Genomic DNA, 23,207 nt, shown 5'->3' with positions numbered 1-23,207 from the left:
TTATTCGGATCATGTGTCGCAAGTAAACTACTGCTACTTCCAGATCTCCAGGATCTCTTCAGTATGATTTTTTGTGTCGGGTTTCACGATAATCTTATCGATCACACCATTCTCATTGATCAGGAAAGTAGTACGATGTGTGCCATCAAAAATTCTTCCCATAAACTTCTTCTCTCCCCATACCCCATACAGTGTATGTATGGTGCGGTCCTCATCTGCTAATAAAGGAAAAGGCAGGTCATACTTCTCTGTAAATTTCTGGTGACGCTCTTCGCTATCTGTACTTACTCCCACTACAGCAAATCCCTTTTTTAACAATGCCTGATAATTGTCTCTCAGGTTACATGCCTGGGCGGTACATCCCGGCGTCATATCTTTCGGATAGAAGTATAAGATGACCTTTTTACCTTTCAAATCTTTAAGAGACACCTGTTTTCCTTCCTGGTCAGTGCCCTTAAATATGGGCGCTTTATCCCCTTCTTTCAAATGTGTCATTGTATGTATTACGCTACCTTGTAAAAGTGATTGTTTGTTCTTTTGTATTGCCGGCCAGATCTGTCACCAATAAACGCAGACTATGTTTGCCTGATTTACAGTGCTCATCGAAAGTATAGGTAATGACACCGCCCTTCCGGGAAAACATCAGCCATTTACCATCAAGTTCAGCTCTGTACGCTTTAATGCCTGAATTGTCACTGATGGCAAAAGACAGCCTTGCAGCTTTCGACAGGTTAGCCCCACTCTTTATACCTCCCAGCAGCGCTATCTTCGGCGCAATTGTATCTATTTCAAGGTGGAAGTTGCCCAACTCCCTGAATTGTCCTGTATACCAGCCCTTATCCAGCGTAGCCGGTACGATAGTCTCGCCCAGGCCTTCTCGGATCATGACCACTTTATGCTGCTGTGCTGCCGGAATGGTTTTTCCCGGCTTTATCCGCAGCGTAAAGTAGTTGTGAACAGGTACGAGTGCTGTATGCAATCTGAATATTGAGGATACAGACTTTGATTGCTCCCCTGTAGGAGTTTCTCCGTAGTTAAAGCAGATCCTGTCATACAGCGCCTGTTCATCCAGAGAGAACTCTATCTGGTTATTTTCAAAGATGTTCCTTGATTCGGCAAACATTGTATTGGCACAATTAGTCGGCGCGATAGCATCTCCGCTTTGCTGCAAAGAGAATTTTACGGTCGAAGAATTACCATAGGCATCCTTTACCAGCAGCTTCACAGGATGCGGCGTACCATCAGAAAGATCAATTGTACCATCTCCCTGCACGTCCTTATAGATATCCAGTTTATTGCCTGGTATAGAGAACAATAGCTGTAACCAGGGTCCGCCGCCCTTCCTTACTTTATAGTCTGTATGTGCATTGATATACCTTGACTCGTCAAAACCGATGTTATCAATCTGAAAGCCGCTGTTAGGCACATCCCTGTCAAACATCAGTACTTCATAAATACCATAGCTGTTAGGCGCATTGCTCATGCGGTCTATGGCGTTTATACCGATACCTGCAACAGCAGACCTTACCTTGATCAACGGCGTAGCAGGTACATATTCACCGTTTACCTTCTTCAATGAAACTATCAGAGGCGTCTGGTCATATATACTCCTGTCCATATCGTACAAAGCGATCCTGGACACTTCCGGCGCTTTGGTGTCAGGAATTTCAAACCCAAACAGCAATGGATTCAAGGGCTTTTCGGTATGTGTATCTCTTATTTCAAAGTGAACGTGTGGTCCTGCAGAGCCTCCGGTATTACCACTCCAGGCGATAAAGTCTCCTTTTTTCACAGGAAACTTATCCGGTGGCAGCTTCAAATCTGTTGCCCAGCTTTCTGCGGAATACTGCTGCTGCTTAACATACTGCTCTAATGCAGGGAAGAAACGATTCAGGTGACCGTAAGTCGTGGTATACCCATTCGGGTGGGTGATGTACACAATATTGCCATACCCGGTATGAGATACACCTATTCTGCTGACATACCCGTCTGCCGCTGCATGTACAGGCAGATTTTCCTGTTGCTGGGTCTTAATATCGATACCCGCGTGAAAGTGATTGGGACGAAGCTCTCCGTAATTACCTGCCAGTTGGATAGGCACGTTCAATGGATTGCGGAAATACCCCTGTGGATAGTTTTTCTCCGGCAATTGAGCGTGTAACAGCTGAGGTACCAAGATGCATAACCCGAATATTCGTTTTATCATGACGCAAAAATAAGGCGATTTAAATATCACAAGGAGATAAAATAATGTTGAAATGTGTGCTATCCCAGAACTACTTGCACTCTATATATGCAGTAAAATGCCCCGAATGCAAGCATTTGTGTCCTAACAGAACCACCCGATTATGAAAGGAAGCGTTAGTCAGGTGCTTATACACATTACCAGCTGTGTGATCTTTCCGGCACTCCCAATTGTATTCTCTCCGGGTGCTAACGCTACCACCCACGGCTATGACCTGACACATACCATTTACATTTCTGCATAGGTAAGCTTGACTACTTGTTATAAAAGCAAAAGGACCAGTCAAGTAACTGGTCCTTTTTACAATTATTAAGTTGGTATGTCAGGGTGATATTACTCAGCCTCTGCTTCTACCTTGTGTTTCTTCGGGAAGTTAAACAGTGCACTGGTAATAATAGGCACCAGGAAGATAGATACAGTAATGATGGAGGTAGCCCAGTCAGCTTCGTGACTTCCCAGGAACTTAGCTGCAGCAGTCTCCGGATAGAAGTGCTCGTATACAGCTAACATCAGTTTAAGACCTAATACACCAATTACCAGGAATGCTGCAACTTCCAGGAAAGGGTATTTCTCCATCAGCTTCACGAAGCCCTGCGCTACGAAACGCATTGCCAGTATACCGATAAATACGCCGGTCCAGATTAATACGATATTATCACTGAAAGCAACTGCTGCAAATACGTTATCGATAGAGAATGCAAGGTCCATAATCTCTACTAAAACCACAGTGGCCCAGAACTGACCCATCCATCCAATAGTAGATTTATATAACCAGTTCTTGCTTTTATCGATCTCTTCAGCTTCATCTTCCACAACAGTGGATTTTTCTGCTTTTGATTTTGCCGCTTTCTTTCGGAAATAGTCAAAGGTAAGATACAGCAAGTATAGGCCGCCGATTGGCTTCAACCACCATACTTTAATGAGGAGGGAAGCAAATAGCAGACAGATACCACGGAAAACGTAGGCTCCGATAATACCATACTTCAGGGCCCGGTCACGTTGCTCCTTTGGCAGATCCATTACCATTGTAGCCAATACAGCCGCATTATCCACCGACAAGAGGCTTTCAATAATAATCAGGTTCCCAACGATCAGCAACGCGGGTATCGGGTTGTCTAGGATCTGCTGGAACATTTCAGCGATTTGCATAGTTGTTTTTTATTTTCTTGTTTTTTGTTGATAGACTAGTTGTTTACGAGTTGCACAACTACCAGCCGTCCACCTTCTTCCTGAGACAGTAGTAGTTGTTTATTGTCCGTCAGCTCCACCATAGAATTGACAGGGATGTCTTTTCCTTCTGTGACGTCCTTCAAGGATGTAAGCGTTTGATTGACAAGTTGCCACTTATTATTATGAAATACAAAATATCCCACTGGTTTTTTCTGCTGATCTGTTAGTCTTTCATTTGGATAGATATTTCTATTCACATGCCATGGATATAAATACTGATTATGGTAAACCATTAATCGGTGATTTTCTGGCGTAAAGCTACCCGGTTTTCTTGACCAATACAAATTGAGTACAGGTAATTGCCCACGGTAAGGTGTATTACAATGTGGACAGCAGGGGCTGGTAGTATTGTCAAAGACAAACCATTTCTGATCACAGTTTTTGTTCTGACATGGCTGTAGCAGGTCAACTGTTTTAATCAGCGCCTGCTCCCATTCATCTGCGGTAGGGCGCATTGAAGGGTTGTGCAGTCCGTCTATAAATGCTTTATCAAACAGCTCTTTCAGGTAAGGGCCGCATATCGTATATGGTACTTTGCTTACGTCCGCCCATGGCAGATGGGTTGGTTTTACCTGGTTAAGACGCGGTCTGTTGGAAGTATCAGTAGGGTGTTCAATGAACAGCGCCTTCGCTCCCATTGATAATTCTTCGTCTTTCTGTGCATCTGTATCGTGAATCTTACCTCCTCGCAAAGGATGCCTGTATAGCAGGTACATGTAGATCATTACAGCAAGCGCATGCCTGTCTGTAGCAATACTAGGTAGTTTACGGGCAGGATCTTCTTTCGGAAGGTGTTTGGTTGCCATTACTTCAGGAGCAATGAAATCAGGGGTGCCGATCACATCTGGCGGGAACTTACCCGGTACGACCAGTCCATCAATATCAATAATTGTAGCACTGCCGGTACGGGGATCAATCAGAACGTTCTTGTAGGAAAGGTCAGAGTGAGCCAGTCCGGCTGCATGCATACGCCTTACAGCGCGGGCAATCTTGATATTGATAAGGAAGAATTTAAACCAATCGCCCAGCTCACTTGGGTCCAGGTGCAGTTTGAACTGACGGCTTCTGAACTGGGGCGAGGCAAACCAGCGACCTTCCTTTTCCTTTCCCGCAATAGATACCATCTGGGCAGCACCCGGGTTATAGCCGGTAGTAAAGAAGAACTTCTGCTGATATACCGGCACGATGATACCGGTTTTACCATCACGTTCTACTATATTATTCGGCCAGCAGAACAGATCTTTCCAGTACTCCCCACCAGGCTGATTAAATATCCTATCCCGGAAGGTGTTGACGATATTGTTAAGGCGTTCTTTGGAGTTGAAATCCTGCTTATCCCGGAAGAATGCTACTACGTAGGACTTATCCGGAGAAAAATATACATCTTTCATTCCTCCCTGCATCGGGTCACCATTATCAACGTATTGATAGGTCTTCCCGTCCTGTGCTGTTACTGTAATTATGTTGCTCATGTAATCCTTATCAGTATAAAATAGCAATGGTACGATCGTCATGATTTCCCGGAGACCAAAAGTCCAGCCAGCTGAGGAGACATTCTTTTACTTCTTCAGGAGAGCCTGCAAAATTCACTTTGGTACCGTCTTCATTAGCGCCGTTAAGGTCCTGCCACAGCTGGCGCCAGATTTCACTCTTTTGCAGATTGGCATCCGTCTGGAACTTCGGATCAGTGAGACCGTCAGTCATCAGCAATAGTGCCGTAAAATCAGGCACTACTTTGAAACGGATGCGGTTTACGTAAGCGCCGTTTGCGAAGATGTCCGACATGGTAAGAAAGCGGGTTTGTCCGGCAAACTCGCCGCTGTCTGGGGTACCCATGACAAAAGCTTCGCCTGTCGCGTCCTGATAGATGCCTATGCCGCCATCGCCTACCCAGAAGGAACTGATTACATATCCCGCAGGATATTGTTTTACCAGGGCAAAAATAAGGGTGGTAGCATAATCTTTCGGCTCTGCGCCGTTCTCTTGTGCCTCTTGCTTGATCTTCCCTTGTGCTGTAAAGGCTAGTTTACCAAGTTGCTCAATGAACTGCATACTAACCTTTTTCTGGCTGTCTTCACTCGGATCTGTCAGATAGGTGTTAATGGCGTCTTCCAGACCGGCTATTTTATCGCCAGTCAGCAGCTCCTGGAAACTGTTCACGGCAGCTTTGCAGGCAATATCAGCTCCTTTACGGCTGTATTTAGCAGAGCCAGCCCCGTCGGCCACGGCAATGATGCCCCATCCCTTTTCAGTATTAAAGTCGCATCCGAAGCTATCATCCCTGAACTTACCTTCATGTGCATGGCTACGTCCTCTCTTTGAGGCAATCACCAGCTTACGGTTTCCGAAAGGCAGTGTTACAGCTGCACTGTCTGGTTGCCAGTACTTATCCTGTTGATCAGACGGCAGATTCTGCCACAATGATTTCGGGTCCGGATTGATCACAAGATGAATTTTCTTTTCAGAGAAAGGCTTATCTGCCGGATGATCCTTCAGGCGGAACAACAGTGATAGAATGAACTCCCCCTGTTGTTTAGGCGTACCTGCGATCGTATTGGTAGCTTCGTCAAAAGCAATACCCAGTTCCGCAGGGATCTGCCATTCAAAATCCCCCATCTCTGTTAATCCTGATGCAACAGGATCGAAGGTAAAGTTATACGCTTTGTTTACCCTGCCGTTTGGCAACATAATGTGCTTCTGCAGGATATCATCAATCATTGATCTTTCTTTCCAGGATTCCACTATATCAGTTTGAGTTTTTATAATCACCTGCACAGCCTTCAGGATTTGTTCTTCCTGTATAAACTGCTGGAACAATGCCTGCTGGTTATCCCTGACGGCACTTCCTTTTAGTTTCAGCAATGATTCGATAAAAGACTGGTCGTGTTTCGTCATTATCCCTGTGTTCTGTTTATATCCATATGACCATCACCAAAACCATACTTACCTTGCTTTCCGCACCAGGAACAGGTACTTACTTCCTCCTGCCCTACACAATGTACTTTGCCACAGCTACATACACTAAACCCGTACTGGTTGCCGCAACAGGGGCATGTAGGAAAGCCTTCAAGTTCATCTGTACTCACTTTGCTATTAACTACGCCACCATCAGCTGACAGCTCAAAATAGACATTATCTACGGGGAATGCACCGTTCAGCCTGTATCCCATAGACTGCATATCTAAGCCACTGATTGTTACAGGGCGTAGTCCCTTTTTATATTTAATCAGGTAAGGTTTACCAGTATTCTGACACTTTGCCGCAAAGATGGCATAGTTAGTATCTACAAATCCCTGCTTTACAGGAGGCAGCTTATCAAGTTCCACTTTTTCAATTATCCCGTCGTTCAGCTTTGCCAGCTCAATTCCTGAGCCGTTGTTGCTCACACTCACGCTGCTGGATTTGATAGACGCAGTTACCCATCTGAAAAACTCTTTGTATGACTGTGGCGTTGCATTTTTAAATAACAATACCGTTTCTGTCATCTCCTTCAGTACACTCAGATTGTTCTCATCCCCAAAAGAGATGGCAACCAGATTGGACTTGCTTTGCCAATTCTGTTTCCACTCGCGGATAGCAGCAGCGCTATCATCGGTAGGAGAACCGTCAGTAAAGAGGAACACGATTGGTTTCCAGTCCCCTTTCTGAGTAGTAGTAGTCTGGATTATATTTTTGCGCATTTCGTACATCAGATGCCCTAATCCGTTACTGAGTGAGGTACCGGCACCTATGGGGAACTTAGGAGGGTAGAAACTGATGACTTCCTGCAAAGGAACGATTGTTTTGGCCTGACCGGCAAATACAATGATAGATACCCAGGCAGTTTCCAATGCATACGGGTCAGATTTCAACTCTTTGATAATCGTTGCCAGCCCTTCCTCCACAAACTGAATTTGTTCTCCTACCATAGATTCAGAAACATCTATGAGGAAATAAATGGGAAGTCTTCTCATCAGTAGAAATAGTTAAGTACGAGCAAAATGATCAATAATATTATCTGTGTCATGTCTACAGATAACCCTGTACCTACCCGAAATGGTTTAATACCACTAAACAGGCCCAGTATAGGTTTAAAAATGCTTTTAAAGAAGTTAAATGTCTGCTTATACTGACCGGTTAAACGTTCCTCATAAGGCAGCAGCTTTGAGTATAAAAAGAGCCCTACAATCAGGATGTTAATGATCAGATGCAGTAAAAAGTAAAACATGGGTATAGCACTTTTGAGTCATGCATGCTTTGTTAGCATGACGATGGTTATGATGTATAGCAGGGCTTGATCTGCTTCGTTATATAATTACATGTACTTCTGCCGGTGGTGGTGGCAGCTGTATTTCTTCGGTGGTACCGACGCTTTTATTGCCAGTGCCAATTGACGCTGACACCCATTTAAAGAAAGACATCAGCGTTGAGCTGTCTGCAGTATCAAGATGAACCACAGTGTCTGTCAGTTCCTTAAGAAAACTGTCCTGAGCTTCTGCACCCGCAGCACAAGCTACTAGTGCTGCAAGGTTCTTACCCTTGATTTTAGGTACTACCTCACGGAACACTGCCAGATCGGATGGTTTACCGTCTGTCATCAGGAAGAGCAGCGGGCGCCAGTCTCCTTTCTGTGTATCATTTCCTTTAACAACTTCTGTATCAAGTTTAGTGCATAACATTTCCAATGCCGCGCCCATATTGGTAGGACCGGATTCTGGTGTTATAATTTCAGGTAGTTGTAATGTTTCTAAAGCAGTCAGCGGCAGTATCTGTTTCACCTCTCTATCGAAAGTGATAATACTGATCCACACAGACTCCAGGGCAAAAGGATCCTGTCTTAATTTTGATACTAATACCTGCAGTCCGTTTTTCACAGCTTCTATTCGTTCGCCTCTCATGGATCCCGAAGTGTCTAGTAAGAGGTATACAGGAAGTCTTCTCATGCTTTTACAATGTCAAATCGATTATAAAAATATCAGGGGCCAGGATAAGGAATCAGGACCTGAAATATTACTGAATACTACTGTAATTTCAGTGCCTGATTCCTCAACTATATTTTATGTGTTATGCATATTTCGCTAGGTACTGTTCCAGTCCTCCGCTTTGTCCTACACCTACTGCTTCAAACCTCCACTGATTATCACGTTTGTAGATACGGCCAAACTCCACGGATGTTTCGATAGAGAAATCTTCACCAAGCTCATATTTCACCAGCTCAACATTTTTAGCAGCGTCATAGATGCGGATAAAGGAATTGCGGATTTGTCCGAAGTTCTGCTTACGTGCCGCTGCTTCATGGATGGTTACCACGATACAGATCTCTTTAGCAGCAGGGTTGATCGCTGACAGATCTACCTGGATTGTTTCATCATCTCCGTCACCTGCACCGGTTCTATTATCGCCGGAGTGTTTTACAGCACCGTCTGGAGATTCAAGGTTATTATAAAATACAAAATGCTGGTCAGACAGAATTTTTCTGTTCTCGCCTAATATGAATACAGAAGCATCCAGATCGCATTCGCCACCTGTATGTGATTCATTGATGTCCCATCCTAAGCCAATAGTGAATTTTGGTAACTCAAGGTTGGCTCTTTCTCCTTTTTGCAGATTGATTGCCATGATGGTATAATTTTTTGAAGATGATCAAATAAATAATTTGCGTTCGTTCTGTACTCTTCCATGTGGTGATAGTTATTACTGATACAACAGTCAGCCAGATCCTCCAGGAACGTATTTGACTGTTTCATCAGTAACTGCTCATACGCGGCGAATGGCGCGTTCAGTATGTATTTAACCACCCTTGTGTTAAACAGGAAATCAGGTGAAGCGATTACCGATTCAAGACAATGCAGGGAATGTACACTATGGTAGTTCAGCTTATTTTCTATGTTGGGATGTATATCCTGATTATGCAGTTTTGCATAGTAGAGGAAATACGCGTCGTTACTTAGCTCGAACTTATTCAGTAGGTTGCGGATAATCAATTCATGACTACCTGTTATACGGATGTCATCAGTAAATATCAGCGTCTTACCCGCCAGGAAGTCCTTATCAAGATGATATTTATCATTGATGATAAGTGCCTTCCGGCTTTCCATATCCAGCGCCCCATAGTCAATGCTATAGGTTTTGTAGCGGTGAATTTTGGCTGTTTCTGCCGGACTATAGCCTCTCATACACAAATAACGGTTCAGCACTTTTACAAATGCTGTTGTCATGTGAAAAGAAGCGGTAGGGATGCTGGTATAAGGGCTTGGTAATACAACCAGCTGTTCATTCTCTGACAATCTGTTTCCGTACGCGGTAATGAAGCCTTCTGCAAGTGCAGTACCATATGCGTTTGCAACGGCTCCGTCCCCGAATTTAAAGCGGCTGTAAGCGGCAGGATCAAACGGGAATTGAGCGTCATCTAAAATGCTATGTAAGGCATAAACATCTTTCATTTAACAACTTGTTTAAGGGGTTCTGAACTATGTCAGTCAGTGTTGCGGATATACCCAAGCGTTGTGCCCCCTTTACATCGGCCAGCTGGTTATCTCCCAGGTGCCATACCTCCGCGGGGGCAAGGTCAGTATGCAATGAGGATACACGGTCCAGCATAAGACTGAACATTTGTATATCCGGTTTGGAAAAACCTGTTTCATCGGAATACAACTGAAATGAAAGATAGGCGTCCCACCCCCATGCTGTCATCAGTTTACGTAATGTACGACCCTGAATAAATCCTGTGTTGCTGAGCAGACAGGTGGTAATACCCTGGTGCTGCAAAGCGGCTAACAACTGTGTTGTGTCCTCATACAAATGCGACGGAGGATATTGAAAAAAAAGTGCTTCGGACAAACTGTAAAATTCTTCCAGTTTGTCCGGTTGCACAGTTTTAATATCTATTCCCAACAGGTGCAGGCATAAGAGGTACATTTCAAATGTATGTACGTTACGCCCGGTAATTTCGTTCATGTTATTAATCAGCACATCCACTTCCCTGTATACTGACTCTACTTTCTCCGGCGGAAAGGCTTCCAGGGAAAAGAACGAGCGGAAAAGGGCCGCACGCTTCGTTTTAAAAGAAGGATGCGAACGGATGAGCGTCATCCACAGATCGAAAGATACGTGCCTGATATTTCCCATATTACACAACGATATTCACTTCCGGTGGAGGTGGTGGCAATTCATTCAGTCCGGCTACTTCTTTATCGCCACTTTCAACCTTCTGGCTGCCTGTACTTACAGAGGCTGATACCCACTTAAAGAAAGCTTTGATAGTAGCGGCATCTGCCGTATCGAGTGAAACAACGGTATTGGTGATCTGTTTGAGCAGATTCACATCAGCGCCATTGCCAGCGGCACAGGCAACTGTAATACCTATTTTGGTATTCTGAAAGGCATTCAATCCGCTCTGCCACGTATCGGTCGGGATACCATCTGTCATTAGGAATACCAACGGTTTCCAGTCACCTTTCACATCAGGAGTAGACTTTGCCACTTCCCTGTTGATACTATCGGCTACCAGCTGTAATGCAGAACCGAGAGAAGTACCACCTGAAGCTTTTAATTCAGGCATCTGGAAAGAGGACAGATCTGTGAGCGGCACCAATTGGCGCGCATCACTGTCAAAAGTGATCAGGCTGAGGAATGCAGTTTCCAGGGCATATGGGTCTTGCCTCAGGGTTGAGATCAAAACCTGTACACCGTTTTTCACAGCTTCTATGGGCTCGCCGCTCATAGAGCCGGAAGTATCCAGGACTAAATAAACCGGTAATCTTCTCATGAATGACTCTTATAGAATGGGTTAATTAATAAACATAATTCCGCAGGATTTCCACGAAGCTATCAGCTGGCTGAGGATCTCCTAATGCTCTGAATTTCCAGGTACCGTCTTTACGATATACCTCTGCAAAGACCATTGAGCACATATTGGTATATGATGCATCACCGGAAAGATTGAATTTAACAATCTCTTTCCCTTTGTTGTCTACAGCACGGATGAAAGCGTTTTCAATACCGCCGAAGTGCTGATTACGCTGACGGCCCTGGTAAATAGAAACAATGAAAAGTATCTTCTCATATTTCGCATCCAGGCTATCCAGTTTAACAATGATCTGCTCATCATCTCCGTCGCCTGCACCGGTGCGATTATCGCCTGTCAGCCAGATATTGCCTGACGGGTGACGCTGACTATTAAAGAAGATGACATCTCCCTGATAAAGGCTCAGGTTACGTCCATCATTTGTCTGTACAGTTTTACCAAGATCTGCGACTTTACCATTCTTATCCAGCAGGAAAGCAATTGCATCGAGGTCAAATTCCTCTTCTTTACCACCTAAAAGTTTACCGAAAAAGCCACCGCTTTTCTTACGTAAATCCCAGCCCAGACCTATAGTCACTGTTGACAGATCGAAGCTTTCACCTTTATCATTTTTGCGGAGGTCAATGGTTTGTCCCTTAACTAAATTGATTGCCATAAAATATAATGCTATGTGTGTATTGATAGAATAGACTACTTAATAATTTGTCCCTTGTAGTATTTGCCCAGGAAATAAGCCAGATCCTCTTTATACCCGATACCTGAAGCCTCGAAACGCCATTTGCCATCCCGTGAATAAAGACGACCAAATTCCACGCCGGTTTCTATAGAGAAATCTTCGCCTAACTCATATTTAGCAATTTCTTCTCCATTTGCATCATTAACAATACGGATATATGAATTTCTTACCTGTCCAAAGTTCTGTTTACGATCAGTAGCGTCATGAATGGTTACTACAAACAATATCTCCTTGATATCTGCATTTACTTTGGAAAGATCAACTTTGATTGTTTCATCATCACCTTCAGCACTATTACCACCTGTAGGATCATCACCAGTATGCTGTAGCGAACCATCAGGGGAGGTAGTATTACCATAAAATACAAAATATCCTTCTGCGGGGATTAACCTGTTACCATCAATCATAAACGCGGATGCATCCAAGTCAAAAGCATTCCCGGTCCCTTCGTTAGGATTCCAACCCAGACCTACGCTGATATTGGATAATCCGATGTCGATTTTTTGTCCCTTCTGTAAATTAATTGCCATGAAATGTTAAAAGTTTGCAGGGTTTAAAATGTATAGTGATTATTGATTAACAACTGTTGTGACCATGCATTCAATACGATGGAGGTGTTAAATATAACCAGAATTAATCAGAACATACTGCCCTGCATCAGGTTATGATTTGTGAATATATTTAAAATTATATATTCTGAGCTAATTTTTGGTATAAAAGTTTAGTTAAATCGGTAGCATCACTTATCAAATAGACCTGGAATACAGTTATTTAACATTTAGACGATTATAAGCGATTTTTATTCTAATCCGATTTTCATACTTTAGGGCCGCCAAAGTGGAAAACCTAATGTCAATCACAGTAACACAGTTAAGCAAGGTATACGGAGAGCAACGGGCAGTCAATGATATTTCCTTTGCACTGACCAAGGGCGAAGTAGTGGGTTTTCTGGGTCCTAACGGAGCTGGTAAGAGCACTACCATGAAGATGATTACTGGTTACCTGCCACCTACAAGTGGCACTGCCAGTGTAGGCGGCTATGACGTAGTAACACATCCTATTGAAGTGCGGCAGCGTATTGGTTACCTGCCCGAAGCCAATCCGCTGTATACAGACATGTATGTCAGGGAATTTCTCACTTTTATTGCCAGTATACACAAATTAGGTAGCAATACGGAAAAGCGTATTGCTGAAGTAATTGGTATGACTGGTCTGCAACCTGAAAGTAAAAAGAAGATCGGTGCCTTATCCAAAGGGTATAAGCAACGTGTGGGTTTAGCCCAGGCACTTATACACGATCCGGAAGTATTGATACTCGATGAACCGACATCCGGTTTTGATCCTAATCAGCTGGTAGATATCAGGGAACTGATTTCTGAACTGGGAAAAGAGAAAACCATCCTTCTGAGTACCCATATTATGCAGGAAGTCGAAGCTATGTGTAGCCGGGTCATCATTATCAATAAAGGTAATATCATCGCCGATGACTCATTGACAAACCTTCAGCAAGGAAGAATGGATAATGGGTATATCCAGGTATCCTTCGGCGATCCTCTGCCAACAACAGCTGAGTTACAACAGCTTACGGGTGTGACAAATGTTAAACAACAGGATCCGCGTACTTGGCAGTTATTTGCCGGCAATCTGGAAGAAGTACGTAAAAACCTGCTACAATTTGCTTTGATAAATAACAGGAACATCCTTTCTTTGCAAAGCAATTCGCAAAGCCTGGAGTCTATATTCAGGGAATTGACAAAGTAGGGGGTTCCCGGGAAGCTTCAATTATTCCGGTAACAAATTGACTTACAAATTATTATATTAAAACAATTAAACGACAATGAGTACCATTTCATCAATCCATGCAAGGCAGATCCTTGATAGCCGTGGCAATCCGACTGTAGAAGTAGATGTAACCACAGAAGACGGTCACTTTGGCCGTGCAGCCGTTCCATCAGGCGCTTCTACCGGTAAGCACGAAGCTGTTGAACTGCGTGATAACGATAAAGCAGTATACATGGGTAAAGGTGTTATCCAGGCTGTTAACAACGTAAACGACATCATCGCTGAAGAGCTGGTTGGATGGGACGTTAAAGACCAGGCCGGTATCGATAAATTCCTGATTGAACTGGATGGTACTGAAAATAAAGGTAAACTGGGTGCTAATGCAACCCTGGCTGTGAGCATGGCTGTTGCCAAAGCTGCCGCTGATGAAGCTAACCTGCCACTGTACCGCTACCTGGGTGGCGTTAATGCTACTACCCTTCCAATTCCGCTGATGAACATCATTAATGGTGGTGTACATGCTGATAATAAAATTGATTTCCAGGAGTTTATGATTGTTCCTGTAGGTGCATCTTCCTTCTCTGAAGGTCTGCGCTGGGGTGTTGAAGTATTCCACCACCTGAAATCCGTTCTGAAAAAGAAAGGTTACAGTACTAACGTAGGTGACGAAGGCGGTTTCGCTCCTGAAATCCAGAGCAACGAAGAAGCTATTGAAACAGTTATCGCAGCGATCGAAGCAGCTGGTTACAAACCAGGTGAACAGATCTCCATCGCATTAGATGCAGCAAGCAGCGAAATGTTCAACGATGCTGACAAGACTTACAAATTCTACAAAAGCTCTGGCAAAGTGATCAGCAGCGAAGAAATGGTTGCTTTCTGGGCTGAATGGTGCAAAAAATACCCAATCGTATCTATCGAAGACGGTATGGCTGAAGACGATTGGGATGGCTGGAAAAAACTGACTGAAGCTGTTGGTTCTACTGTACAGCTGGTAGGTGATGACCTGTTCGTAACTAACGTAAAACGCCTGAAAACAGGTATCGACCAGAATATCGCAAACAGCATCCTGATTAAAGTAAACCAGATCGGTACTGTTACTGAAACTATTGACGCAGTTAACATGGCGCACAAAGCAGGTTATACCTCTATCATGAGCCACCGTTCCGGCGAAACTGAAGATACTACCATCGCTGACCTGGCTGTTGCATTGAACTGCGGTCAGATCAAAACCGGTTCTGCTTCCCGTACTGACCGTATGGCTAAATACAACCAGTTGCTCCGTATTGAAGAAGAATTGGACAACGTAGCGTATTATCCGGGAAAATCCGTTAAATTTGGTAAGAAGTAATAACAACGCTCGATTGAGTGTCGTACGTCGAATGTCGGCAATGGATCTTTGATGACGATATTTTAATTAGTGGTCCATATTCGCCGGGTTTTGAGTTACTTCAAAACCCGGCTTTTTTTTACATTAACTCTTTCTTTAGTTCATCTGCCCATTATGCCAGATCTGAAATCTATCAAATTGCCAGCTTACATGCGAAACAAATACTTTGTTTCTGCAGCTGCTTTCTTTATCTGGCTGGCATTTATGGATAGTAAGAACTTCATATCACAGTATGAGCTCCAGTCTGAAGTCAATAAACTGGAAGGCCAGAAAAAGTTCTTCCTTGACGAGATCAGCAAAACAAGAAAAGAACAACAGGAACTATTGTCCAGCCCAGAGAAGCTGGAGAAATTCGCACGTGAAAAATACCTGATGAAGAGAGATGATGAAGATCTGTTCATTATCACTGAGAAAAACTAGAACGCCGATCCACGTTACTGATATTCCTATTGCCGTCCGAAATTCTGTGCAGACCGGTTAGCTTTACTTCCTAAATATTTCACATAACGTTGACAATACTTCATCAATGATCTCCGTTATAGTCTTAGCAACTAATCATTTGTATTAAAACAATATTGCATGGGGAATTTTACACACTCATTTTCTGCCTTAAATTCTGTAACTAATAGCGCCAATAAATTAAAGACCATGACTAATAATGACCCGGAATTATCCCGTGAAGAAGAGATGTGTCTCAACCAGACCAGGAAAGCGCTCGATACTATTCGTTTCTCACCCAGACCAGAGACGTTACAGGCAATCGCGGAATACGCAAAGAAGGCGACGACGCCAACCAAGTAATCAACTGATTATCAACTCTCAGCCCAATTATTCATAGATCGCTCTCAAAGAGGCAGGCATCGTTGTGCTCCTGCTGCACTGCATATTTGCAGCATATTATCTTTGCCCTATCTTTACAGATATGACAAAGAAAGAACGCTTTGCCTTCGTCCTTGAATACTTTGAAGAACACGCTCCCAATGCGGAGACTGAACTGATTTACGACAATCCTTATCAACTGCTGGTAGCAGTTATTCTGTCAGCTCAATGCACTGATAAACGGGTGAATATGACCACTCCTGCCATCTTCAGCCAATACCCGGATGTGGAAGCGCTCAGCCAGGCAACTTTTGACGACCTTTTCCCACTAATACGCAGTATCAGCTATCCTAACAATAAGACCAAACATCTTATAGGAATGGCTCAAATGGTCGTTGAGGATTTCAATGGAGAAATACCTTCTACTGTCGAGCAGCTGGTGAAATTACCAGGTGTAGGCCGTAAAACAGCCAATGTGATTACCTCGGTCGTGCACCAACAACCTAATATGGCCGTAGACACCCATGTGTTTCGTGTTTCTGCCCGTATTGGCCTGACAACCAACGCGACTACTCCCCTACAGACTGAAAAACAATTACTTAAGTATATTCCCACAGAGAAAGTGCACATAGCTCACCATTGGCTCATCCTGCACGGACGATATATCTGCGTTGCCCGCACACCAAAATGTGAGGAATGCGGCCTCCGACCAGTATGCAAATACTATCGCACCCTCGTACGTGGTAATTAACTAACTTATTATGGGAAAACCTTTTCTTACAGCCGCCTGGCGCAATCTCCTCATGATTAACTTTGAGGCAGACCCCGCTGTCTTACAACCACTTGTACCTCGTAATACCGAACTGGATATCTGGAATAATACCTTATATGTGAGTCTGGTCGGCTTTCTGTTCCAGAATACCCGGGTAATGGGCTTATCCCTTCCCTTTCACCGCAACTTTGAAGAAGTTAATCTTCGTTTCTATGTACGCTATAAAGAAGACCGTGTATGGAAAAGGGGTGTTGTATTCGTAAAGGAGATTGTCCCTAAAAGAATGATCACTTTTGTGGCCAACACTATCTACAAGGAGAAATATGCCACCCATCCTATGCGGCACCAATGGTCGTACTCTCCGGACAATATGCTGGAAGTAAGCTATGACTGGAAAGTAAAGCAGAACTGGAATTTTCTAAAAGCTACTGCTGAAAAGGAAGCGCTCCCAATTACGGCTGGCAGTGAAGCGGAATTTATTACTGACCATTACTGGGGTTATACACAAATGGCGGATAAACGTACAGGTGAATACCAGGTAGCTCATCCTCAGTGGAGAACACATCGCATCATCGATTACTCCTACCACTGCGACACCGCAATACTCTATGGGCCAGCTTTTGTGCCCATGTTACAGCAGCAACCGGTATCAGTACTACTGGCTGAAGGCTCTGACATCAGCGTCATGCCAAAAAAATTGCTGTAAATCACGACCATCCGTACTACTAATTTGGAATTTCGTTTATATTTTACTTATCTTTTGCCGTTAAAGTTTATCACTGAGTAATAAAGTCTAAAATTCGTTATGAAATCAGGTACTCGCTTACAGTTGTCCATTATGATGTTCCTTGAGTTTTTCACATGGGGAGCATGGTTTGTGACATTGGGAACATTTCTTGCAAACAACCTATCTGCATCCGGTCTTGAAACCGCCAGCGTGTTCTCAACACAGTCCTACGGCGCGATCATAGCACCATTTATCATCGGGATGATTGCAGACAAATACTTTAATGCTGAAAAAATACTGGGCATCCTGCACCTGCTTGGCGCATTTCTGATGTTTCAGATGTATCGCGCAGAAAGTGTAAGTGTATTCTACCCTTATGTTTTTGCTTACATGGTTGGTTACATGCCAACGCTGGCACTGGTAAACTCTGTGTCCTTCCGTCAGATGACAAATCCTGAAAAAGAATTTTCTACTATCCGTGTATGGGGTACTGTAGGCTGGATTGTTGCCGGTTTCTCAATCAGTTATATCTTCCATTGGGACTCAAAAGAAGGTACTGCGGCAGGCGCCCTGAAGAACACATTCGCAATGGCATCTATCTCTTCCCTGTTGCTTGGTCTGTTCAGCTTCACACTACCTAAGACACCTCCTGTTAAAGATAAAAGTCAGAAAGATAGTATCAGCTCTATCCTTGGTCTTGACGCCATTAAATTACTGAAGAACAAAAACTTCCTGATCTTCTTCATTTCCTCTATCCTGATATGTATTCCGTTGGCATTTTACTATCAAAATGCGCATAATTTCCTTGAGCAGTCAGGTCTGGAAAACCCATCAGGTAAGATGATCATTGGCCAGGTATCTGAAGCACTTTTCATCTTGCTGATCCCAGTATTCTTTAGCCGTTATGGCTTTAAGATAACCATCATGATTGGGATGATTGCATGGGCAGTACGTTACCTGTTATTTGCTTTTGGGAATGCAGATGATCTTTCCTTTATGCTGATCTTAGGTATCGCACTCCACGGTATCTGTTATGACTTCTTCTTCGTATCTGGTCAGATCTACACTGACGCACAGGCAGGAGAAAAGTATAAAAGTGCGGCTCAGGGTCTGGTTACCCTCGCTACCTATGGTGTAGGTATGCTGATCGGTTTTTGGGTTGCTGGTTTCATTACAGATTACTACACTACTCACCCTGTTGATAATTTCTGGAGACATGTATGGGTAATACCGTCCGGCATTGCTGTTGTAGTATGGCTGTTATTCATGGTCACTTTCCGTGACAATAAAAAACAAGTAGTAGCATAATCCCCTTCTACATATAACACTCCGCAGTGAACTACCTATGTCAATCTGGTTGTTTTACTGCGGAGTTTTTATTTCCGATTCATTGTAATTCCTAAACTCAATCAGATATTTATGCAACGTATTTCCATGTTAGGCTCCGGCTTCATTGGCCGCTTCTATGCAGACTCCCTACAGGGGCAAAGAAGCCGAGACAAGATTGTCAGTATCTATTCACGAAGAGAAGAAAGTGCAAAGAAATTTGCAGATGATTATAATGTAGCTCATTGGACTACCGATATGGAAGCGTCTATAGCACACCCCGATGTGAACGTTGTTTGCATCTCACTTCCTAACAATCTGCACGAAGCAGCCGTTGCCCTTTGTTGCAAACACAAAAAAGGGGTGATCTGTACCAAGCCATTAGGACGCAACGCTGAAGAAGCCAAGCGTATGCTGGAAATGGTTGAAGCCGCCGGCATATTTAATGGCTACCTGGAAGATCTGGTTTATACGCCCAAGTTCCTGAAAGCGCTCGATAGCGTACAAAGTGGTGCATTAGGACGGATACTCTGGGCCAAATCCAGGGAAACCCACCCTGGTCCACACAGTGAATGGTTCTGGGACAAGGAACAGGCAGGCGGTGGTTGTATTCTTGACCTTGGCTGCCATTGCGTAGAAATTGCTCGCAGCTTTATAGGAAAAGATATTAAACCAGTAGAAGTAATGTGCTGGGCTGACACGCAGGTAAAACCCATTGACGCAGAAGATCATGCAATAGGCCTGGTAAAATATGAGAATGGAGCTATCGGACAATTTGAGGTTAGCTGGACATTCCGTGGCGGACTTGATTTACGTGACGAAGTAATGGGTACCGAAGGAACAATCTGGCTCAACAGCTTCCTGCGTACAGGCTTTGATATGTTCACCACCGGTAAAGGCGCTGATTATGTTGCAGAAAAAGCAGAAAGTAATACCGGATGGTTATTCCCGGTAGGAGATGAACTGAATGAACTTGGATATAACCACATGTTTGCTGACATGTTTAACGCTATTGAGAATAATAGGCCAGCGCGTGAAACCTTCTATGACGGATATGTAGTAAATGCAGTCCTGGACGCAGCTTATAGAAGTGCCGCCAGCAAACAATGGGAACCGGTACAATTGGATATCTGGCGTGGCCAGACTGGATTAACCAAGCCTCAGACATTGGTGGATTATGATGCGGATTACTATCTGGTAAAAGAAGAAATGACTCACTTCGGCGCTAAGAAGCTGATTTTAAAAGAGAAGAAAAGCGGGCAGATTATTGAACGTGTTTTATAACATTTTAGTAAAAAAGGGGCTTAAGTTAAGCCCCTTTTTAATAGGCTTTACTATTCATATTTTCATTACATCATAAGGGCACTAAGAGGGCATCTGTATATCGAAGGGATATTGAGGTGCCCTTTTGGTGATGTATTAGTACTCATTTGGAGTGAAGATCAAAAGCCAGTCAGACAGATCAACTGATCCTGATAATATAGGCTTTACCAAGAGCTTGCGCAATTTCTACCTGCACCAATGTACCTTTTTCGTATTTATAGACGTTTTTCTTGCCTTCTGGCAGCAATAGCTCATATGAGCCATTTCCAAGGGAATTAAGCGTCAAAAACATGCCTAAAGTCTCAGAAAAGATCTTTGTAATCTGTCTTGGCTCTGTAAAGTACATTTCGCCAACGGAATGTATAATCTCAGAAGTATTCAGCACAGATTTCTGTCCGTTTAGTATAACCGCATAGTGCTTCGCTTCCCGCTGGGTGACAATCGTCTTATCGTCGCCTTCCTTGCCGGAACTCTTTATCACTTTTGAACGGATCAGAATATTATTATCGAAATCACAGGAGATATCAAGGTTGAATTTAGCGAGTAGCTTCATCTCCACCTTACTTTTAATGGAGATATTTCGGGCAGCTCCGTTTACCTTACAATGTGCGGTAATGTTACCTATAACGTGATTACTGAAACGTATTTCGTAATTGTGTGTTTGGGCGTATAACAATGCACTGTTTAATGTAAACAGGCAGAGAAACAGTGTAGACCAGATAGCGCCTTTCATGATAAAGGTTTTGGATGTTGTAGTAATCCGTTCCTATATAGCAAACGTACAGTTGCCTGTTTTGTTATATAGTATTAAATATAATAAAAATCCTGCCCCTAAAGGCAGGATCTTATATAAATTTATCATGAAGGTTTGCTGCATTATTGCTGCAACATCTCTTTTATCTTGATTACCAGTTCTCCTTTAGTAATAGGTACTCCCATAATCTTATTATACCCAACAGCATCGATCAGGAATTGCTCACGGATAATCTTGATCAGCTGACCATTGTTGATCTCAGGGATTAATACCTTATCATAACTATGCAGTATTTCCGCCAGATTTTTTGGGAAAGGACGCAGATATCTGATATGAGCATGTGCCACCTCATGACCTTCTGACAACAATTCAAGTACTGCGCTTTTAATGGCACCGTAGGTAGAGCCCCATCCAAGTACGAGTACTTTACCTTTCTCAGGGCCAAGTTCAATCGTCTGCGCAGGAATGTGATCAGCAATCCTGTCTACTTTTTCCTGACGGATACGCACCATCAACTGGTGGTTCTCAGGATCATAGCTTACGTTACCGGTTATGTTCTGCTTTTCCAGACCACCTATACGGTGCTCCAGTCCCGGCGTACCAGGAACAGCCCACGGACGTACCAGGTTCTCATCACGATGATAAGGCAGGAATTGTTCTTCACCGTCCTCGAGTCCTTTCTTAAAGGTTACAGGAATGACAGGTAAGTCTTTGCTTTGCGGGAAGCGCCATGGTTCTGCACCATTTGCGATGTAACCATCACTAAGGAAGATAACCGGCGTCATATGTGCAATGGATATACGGAAAGCCTCATATATGGCACTAAAACAGTCTGACGGAGTAGATGCTGATACGATCGGCATCGGACATTCACCGTTACGGCCGTAATAAGCCTGCAGCAGGTCAGATTGCTCTGTTTTGGTAGGCAGACCAGTAGAAGGGCCGCCACGCTGTATATTTACTATCAGCAGGGGAATTTCCAGCATCACTGCCAGCCCCATGGCTTCACCTTTCAATGCCATCCCAGGACCAGATGTGGTAGTTACGCCCATGTGACCTCCATATGAAGCGCCAATAGCGGATGTTATACCAGCAATCTCGTCTTCCGCCTGGAAAGTACGAATGCCAAAGTTCTTGTACCGGCTTAGTTCATGCAGGATGTCTGATGCCGGCGTAATTGGATAAGTACCCAGGAATAACGGCAAATTGGCCTTTTGGCTTGCCGCGATTAGTCCATAGGCCAGTGCGGTATTACCAGTAATACTACGGTAAGTTCCTGGTTCCATCCGGGCTTTTTCTACACGGAAACGGGTACTGAATGCTTCTACTGTTTCTGCGAAGTTATATCCTGCATGTAATGCCTTCAGGTTACTATCGAGAATATCCTGTTTCTTACCAAACTTTTCTGTCAGGAAGTTCTCTGTACTTTCCATATTACGATCGTACAGCCAGTAGAGGAAGCCCAATACAAACATATTCTTTGCACGGTCCTTTTCCTTCATACCCAGGTTAACCTCTTTAAGCGCTTCACGGGTCATTTTGGTAACGTCCATTGTGTGCAGCTGATAAGATTGTAAAGAACCGTCTTCCAGTGGGTTTACTCCATCCGGATAATTAGCCAGACGAAGGTTTTTAGCATCAAAACCATCTGTATTAGCGATGATGATACCGCCTTTTTTGAGGCCTTTCAGGTTAGCCTTCAGCGCGGCAGCGTTCATCGCTACCAGTACATCGCAGGCGTCTCCCGGAGTAAAAATTCGATTTGAAGAAAAATGCAGCTGGAAGCCACTCACGCCTGCGAGGGTTCCCTGTGGGGCGCGTATTTCTGCCGGAAAATCCGGGAATGTGCTTAGGTCATTGCCGATTAATGCAGTGTTATTGGAGAACTGAGTACCAGTCAGCTGCATACCGTCGCCACTGTCACCAGCAAATTTTATCACTACGTCTTCTATCTGTTGAACCGAAGTATTTGACATTGAATATCTTATTTAACTATCCTTTGTATTTCAGGCTGTAAATTTAATAATTCGCAAGGTAGTAACCGCTGGATATATTAAACCTGTCAGCGAGGTCAGGGAAGACAAAAGTACACAAACCTTATAGACTTTTCTGTGCGCATCACATAGATTAATGTTATGCCTCATAACTTTAAGTAATTGATGAGCTGCCGATAATTGGTTGTTTACAGTCTGCCTGATCGGGATGCAAAGCTATGTCAGATTTAACTGTATCTGTTTATCTATTTGGGAATTTGATGGGGAATAAATGTCTTAGCCAAGCTTGGAAACTCATTTGGCGATTACAATTGGCAATAGAGGCA

25 protein-coding genes are annotated in these 23,207 nt (G+C 43.7%); 9 read left to right on the top strand and 16 right to left on the bottom strand.

Annotation, left to right across the window (positions count from 1 at the left end):
- Positions 1-33: 33 nt before the first annotated feature.
- A complete protein-coding gene (bcp, locus tag K1Y79_RS19470; RefSeq protein ID WP_220251828.1) occupies positions 34-495 on the bottom strand; it encodes a thioredoxin-dependent thiol peroxidase in 462 nt (153 codons plus the stop codon).
- 13 nt (positions 496-508) lie between these two features.
- Positions 509-2,206, bottom strand: coding sequence for a peptidoglycan DD-metalloendopeptidase family protein (locus K1Y79_RS19465; protein ID WP_220251827.1), 1,698 nt, complete (start codon positions 2,204-2,206; stop codon positions 509-511).
- A 142-nt stretch (positions 2,207-2,348) separates the two neighbouring features.
- On the opposite strand from K1Y79_RS19465, the gene K1Y79_RS19460 reads away from it, so the two are divergent.
- Complete coding sequence (locus K1Y79_RS19460; RefSeq protein WP_220251826.1) at positions 2,349-2,489, top strand: hypothetical protein; 141 nt, start codon at positions 2,349-2,351, stop codon at positions 2,487-2,489.
- 89 nt (positions 2,490-2,578) lie between these two features.
- Here K1Y79_RS19460 and K1Y79_RS19455 read toward each other — a convergent pair whose 3' ends face one another.
- The 12 genes from K1Y79_RS19455 to K1Y79_RS19400 all read right to left on the bottom strand — a co-directional run bounded on the left by K1Y79_RS19455 (position 2,579) and on the right by K1Y79_RS19400 (position 12,527).
- Entirely contained in the window at positions 2,579-3,394 is an 816-nt protein-coding gene (locus K1Y79_RS19455) for a TerC family protein (RefSeq protein ID WP_220251825.1), read from the bottom strand.
- 35 nt (positions 3,395-3,429) lie between these two features.
- On the bottom strand, positions 3,430-4,947 hold the full coding sequence (locus tag K1Y79_RS19450) for a helix-hairpin-helix domain-containing protein (protein ID WP_220251824.1): 1,518 nt from the start codon (positions 4,945-4,947) through the stop codon (positions 3,430-3,432).
- Between the two features lie 10 nt (positions 4,948-4,957).
- Positions 4,958-6,370 carry a PP2C family serine/threonine-protein phosphatase gene (locus K1Y79_RS19445; RefSeq protein ID WP_220251823.1) on the bottom strand — a complete coding sequence of 471 codons (1,413 nt, stop codon included), beginning with the start codon at positions 6,368-6,370 and terminating at the stop codon, positions 4,958-4,960.
- Positions 6,370-7,428 (bottom strand): TerY-C metal binding domain-containing protein, encoded by a 1,059-nt coding sequence (locus K1Y79_RS19440; RefSeq protein ID WP_220251822.1) that lies wholly within the window; start codon positions 7,426-7,428, stop codon positions 6,370-6,372. The genes K1Y79_RS19445 and K1Y79_RS19440 overlap by 1 nt, the downstream gene beginning before the upstream one ends.
- Entirely contained in the window at positions 7,428-7,682 is a 255-nt protein-coding gene (locus K1Y79_RS19435) for a hypothetical protein (protein WP_220251821.1), read from the bottom strand. The genes K1Y79_RS19440 and K1Y79_RS19435 overlap by 1 nt, the downstream gene beginning before the upstream one ends.
- Before the next feature lie 79 nt (positions 7,683-7,761).
- The gene (locus tag K1Y79_RS19430) at positions 7,762-8,397 is read right to left on the bottom strand and encodes a vWA domain-containing protein (protein ID WP_220251820.1); all 636 of its coding nucleotides are present in this window, start codon (positions 8,395-8,397) and stop codon (positions 7,762-7,764) included.
- 121 nt (positions 8,398-8,518) lie between these two features.
- Positions 8,519-9,073, bottom strand: coding sequence for a TerD family protein (locus K1Y79_RS19425; RefSeq protein WP_220251819.1), 555 nt, complete (start codon positions 9,071-9,073; stop codon positions 8,519-8,521).
- Positions 9,007-9,897, bottom strand: coding sequence for a phosphoribosyltransferase family protein (locus K1Y79_RS19420; RefSeq protein WP_220251818.1), 891 nt, complete (start codon positions 9,895-9,897; stop codon positions 9,007-9,009). The genes K1Y79_RS19425 and K1Y79_RS19420 overlap by 67 nt, the downstream gene beginning before the upstream one ends.
- Entirely contained in the window at positions 9,872-10,582 is a 711-nt protein-coding gene (locus K1Y79_RS19415; protein ID WP_220251817.1) for an HAD family hydrolase, read from the bottom strand. Before K1Y79_RS19415 ends, K1Y79_RS19420 begins: the two co-directional genes overlap by 26 nt.
- Before the next feature lies 1 nt (position 10,583).
- Positions 10,584-11,222, bottom strand: coding sequence for a vWA domain-containing protein (locus K1Y79_RS19410; protein ID WP_220251816.1), 639 nt, complete (start codon positions 11,220-11,222; stop codon positions 10,584-10,586).
- Positions 11,223-11,247: 25 nt separating this feature from the next.
- A complete protein-coding gene (locus K1Y79_RS19405) occupies positions 11,248-11,916 on the bottom strand; it encodes a TerD family protein (RefSeq protein ID WP_220251815.1) in 669 nt (222 codons plus the stop codon).
- 35 nt (positions 11,917-11,951) lie between these two features.
- Complete coding sequence (locus tag K1Y79_RS19400; protein WP_220251814.1) at positions 11,952-12,527, bottom strand: TerD family protein; 576 nt, start codon at positions 12,525-12,527, stop codon at positions 11,952-11,954.
- Between the two features lie 319 nt (positions 12,528-12,846).
- On the opposite strand from K1Y79_RS19400, the gene gldA reads away from it, so the two are divergent.
- From gldA to K1Y79_RS19360, 8 genes are all read left to right on the top strand, one after another.
- Positions 12,847-13,758, top strand: coding sequence for a gliding motility-associated ABC transporter ATP-binding subunit GldA (gldA, locus tag K1Y79_RS19395; RefSeq protein ID WP_220251813.1), 912 nt, complete (start codon positions 12,847-12,849; stop codon positions 13,756-13,758).
- Between the two features lie 76 nt (positions 13,759-13,834).
- Complete coding sequence (gene eno, locus K1Y79_RS19390; RefSeq protein WP_220251812.1) at positions 13,835-15,127, top strand: phosphopyruvate hydratase; 1,293 nt, start codon at positions 13,835-13,837, stop codon at positions 15,125-15,127.
- 189 nt (positions 15,128-15,316) lie between these two features.
- Positions 15,317-15,586 (top strand): FtsB family cell division protein, encoded by a 270-nt coding sequence (locus tag K1Y79_RS19385; RefSeq protein ID WP_236059701.1) that lies wholly within the window; start codon positions 15,317-15,319, stop codon positions 15,584-15,586.
- Positions 15,587-15,814: 228 nt separating this feature from the next.
- Positions 15,815-15,967 carry a hypothetical protein gene (locus K1Y79_RS19380; protein ID WP_220251810.1) on the top strand — a complete coding sequence of 51 codons (153 nt, stop codon included), beginning with the start codon at positions 15,815-15,817 and terminating at the stop codon, positions 15,965-15,967.
- A 121-nt stretch (positions 15,968-16,088) separates the two neighbouring features.
- Complete coding sequence (nth, locus tag K1Y79_RS19375; protein ID WP_220251809.1) at positions 16,089-16,736, top strand: endonuclease III; 648 nt, start codon at positions 16,089-16,091, stop codon at positions 16,734-16,736.
- 10 nt (positions 16,737-16,746) lie between these two features.
- Positions 16,747-17,463 carry a YqjF family protein gene (locus K1Y79_RS19370; protein ID WP_220251808.1) on the top strand — a complete coding sequence of 239 codons (717 nt, stop codon included), beginning with the start codon at positions 16,747-16,749 and terminating at the stop codon, positions 17,461-17,463.
- Between the two features lie 99 nt (positions 17,464-17,562).
- On the top strand, positions 17,563-18,792 hold the full coding sequence (locus K1Y79_RS19365) for a nucleoside permease (protein WP_220251807.1): 1,230 nt from the start codon (positions 17,563-17,565) through the stop codon (positions 18,790-18,792).
- Positions 18,793-18,903: 111 nt separating this feature from the next.
- On the top strand, positions 18,904-20,094 hold the full coding sequence (locus K1Y79_RS19360; protein ID WP_220251806.1) for a Gfo/Idh/MocA family protein: 1,191 nt from the start codon (positions 18,904-18,906) through the stop codon (positions 20,092-20,094).
- Between the two features lie 178 nt (positions 20,095-20,272).
- Here the strand turns inward: K1Y79_RS19360 and K1Y79_RS19355 are convergent, their stop codons facing one another.
- Together K1Y79_RS19355 and K1Y79_RS19350 are read right to left on the bottom strand one after the other, a co-directional pair.
- On the bottom strand, positions 20,273-20,866 hold the full coding sequence (locus tag K1Y79_RS19355) for a DUF6134 family protein (RefSeq protein ID WP_220251805.1): 594 nt from the start codon (positions 20,864-20,866) through the stop codon (positions 20,273-20,275).
- Positions 20,867-21,009: 143 nt separating this feature from the next.
- Complete coding sequence (locus tag K1Y79_RS19350; RefSeq protein ID WP_220251804.1) at positions 21,010-22,863, bottom strand: 2-oxoacid:acceptor oxidoreductase subunit alpha; 1,854 nt, start codon at positions 22,861-22,863, stop codon at positions 21,010-21,012.
- Positions 22,864-23,207: the final 344 nt, after the last annotated feature.

The sequence above is a fragment of the Chitinophaga rhizophila genome, from assembly GCF_019492185.1.
Taxonomy (GTDB): Bacteria; Bacteroidota; Bacteroidia; order Chitinophagales; family Chitinophagaceae; genus Chitinophaga; species Chitinophaga rhizophila.
The sequence above is the reverse complement of the archived record's forward strand: the minus strand, read 5'-3'. Positions and strand labels throughout refer to the sequence as shown.